This window comes from Bacillus sp. SIMBA_008 (genome assembly GCF_046535495.1).
GTDB classification, from domain to species: domain Bacteria; phylum Bacillota; class Bacilli; order Bacillales; family Bacillaceae; genus Bacillus; species Bacillus subtilis.
Genome location: NZ_JAWRWL010000349.1, coordinates 1 through 277 on the forward strand (window position 1 = coordinate 1; position 277 = coordinate 277).

The 277-nt window shown below is 50.2% G+C and carries 1 protein-coding gene; it reads left to right on the forward strand.

The window, feature by feature from the left end; all coding sequences use genetic code 11:
- Positions 1–277, forward strand: a 277-nt coding sequence (locus SB658_RS23540) for a protein kinase domain-containing protein (protein ID WP_410602710.1), incomplete at both ends; no start/stop codon positions are given.

The window sequence follows — 277 nt, forward strand, 5'->3', positions numbered from 1 at the left end:
TCCGAAAGAAGCGCTGTCCGTTATGGAGCAGATCGTCTCGGCCATCGCCCATGCCCATCAAAACCATATCGTGCACCGGGATATTAAACCGCACAATATATTGATAGATCATTTAGGGCATATCAAGGTGACGGATTTCGGCATCGCCACAGCGCTTACGTCTACGACAATCACACATACGAATTCTGTGCTGGGCTCGGTTCATTATTTGTCTCCGGAGCAGGCGAGAGGCGGTCTGGCAACGAAAAAATCAGATATTTACGCGCTCGGCATCGTG